The 1976-nt window shown below is 69.5% G+C and carries 1 pseudogene; it reads right to left on the minus strand.

Going from position 1 to position 1976, the window contains the following annotated elements:
• Positions 1-1976, minus strand: a pseudogene (locus RBS12_RS20190) (hypothetical protein); the annotation flags it as partial.

Genomic DNA, 1976 nt, shown 5'->3' on the forward strand with positions numbered 1-1976 from the left:
CGTTCGTCACCGTGCCCGGAAGGCCGCCGACATTCGGCAGACCCGGAACCGACGGAACACCCGGAACCGAAGGAACACCCGGAAGACCCGGGAGGCTCGGCACGCCGGGCAGGCCCGGAAGACCGCCGCCGTTCGGGAGCTGACCCAAGAGGCCGTCGACCGTGTTCGTCACCGTGCCCGGAAGGTCACCCACATTCGGAACACCCGGAACCGACGGGACACCCGGCAGGCCCGGAACCGACGGAACACCAGGGAGGCTCGGCACGCCGGGGAGCCCGCCGCCGTTCGGAAGGTGCCCGAGGACACCATCGACAACCGGAGCAACCACGTTGGTCACCGTGCCAGGAATGTCACCGACATTCGGCAGACCCGGAACCGAGGGAACGCCCGGAAGGCCAGGAACGCCGCCACCGTTCGGAAGGTGCCCGAGAACATCGTTGACGACCGGAGCAACCACGTTGATCACCGTGCCGGGAATGTCGCCGACGTTCGGCAGGCCGGGAACCGACGGAACACCCGGAAGACCGGGCAGACCTCCACCATTCGGAAGGTGCCCGAGAACACCGTCAACCGCATTGGTCACCGTGCCCGGAAGGCCACCCACATTCGGCAGGCCCGGAACCGACGGAACGCCCGGAACACCGGGGAGCCCGCCACCGGTCGGAAGCTGACCCAGCAGCCCATCGACCGTGCTCGTCACCGTACCCGGAAGGCCGCCCACATTCGGGACACCCGGAACCGACGGAACACCGGGAAGACCCGGGAGGCTCGGCACGCCGGGCAGGCCCGGAAGACCGCCACCGCTCGGAAGCTGACCCAGCAGCCCATCGACCGCGTTCGTCACCGTGCCCGGAAGGCCACCCACATTCGGAACACCCGGAACCGAAGGAACACCCGGAACACCCGGGAGGCTCGGCACGCCGGGCAGGCCCGGAAGACCGCCGCCGTTCGGGAGCTGACCCAAGAGGCCGTCGACCGTGTTCGTCACCGAGCCCGGAAGGTCACCCACATTCGGAACACCCGGAACCGACGGGACACCCGGCAGGCCCGGAACCGACGGAACACCCGGAAGACCGGGGAGCCCGCCACCGCTCGGAAGCTGACCCAGGACACCATCGACAACCGGAGCAACCACGTTGGTCACCGTGCCAGGAATGTCACCGACATTCGGCAGACCCGGAACCGAGGGAACGCCCGGAAGGCCAGGAACGCCGCCACCGTTCGGAAGGTGCCCGAGAACATCGTTGACGACCGGAGCAACCACGTTGGTCACCGTGCCGGGAATGTCGCCGACGTTCGGCAGGCCGGGAACCGGCGGAACACCCGGAAGGCCCGGGAGGCCGGGAACCGACGGAACACCCGGCAGCCCCGGAAGGCCGCCACCATTCGGAAGGTGCCCGAGAACACCGTCAACCGCATTGGTCACCGTGCCCGGAAGGCCACCCACATTCGGCAGACCCGGAACCGACGGAACACCCGGAACACCCGGGAGCCCGCCACCGCTCGGAAGCTGACCCAGCAGCCCATCGACCGTGCTCGTCACCGTGCCCGGAAGGCCACCCACATTCGGGACACCCGGAACCGACGGAACCCCCGGAAGACCCGGGAGGCTCGGCACGCCGGGCAGGCCCGGGAGGCCGCCACCGCTCGGAAGCTGACCAAGCAGGCCATCAACCGTGCTCGTCACCGTGCCCGGAAGGTCGCCCACGTTCGGCAGACCCGGAACCGACGGGACCCCCGGAAGGCCCGGAACCGACGGAACCCCCGGAAGGCCCGGAACCGACGGAACACCCGGAACACCGGGGAGCCCGCCACCGCTCGGAAGCTGACCCAGCAGCCCATCGACCGTGTTCGTCACCGTGCCCGGAAGGCCACCCACATTCGGAACACCCGGAACCGAAGGAACACCCGGAACACCCGGGAGGCTCGGCACGCCGGGCAGGCCCGGAAGACCGCCGCCGTTCGGGAGCTGACCC

The sequence above is a fragment of the Sinomonas sp. ASV322 genome (genome assembly GCF_030908245.1).
In the GTDB taxonomy this organism is placed as follows: Bacteria; Actinomycetota; Actinomycetes; order Actinomycetales; family Micrococcaceae; genus Sinomonas.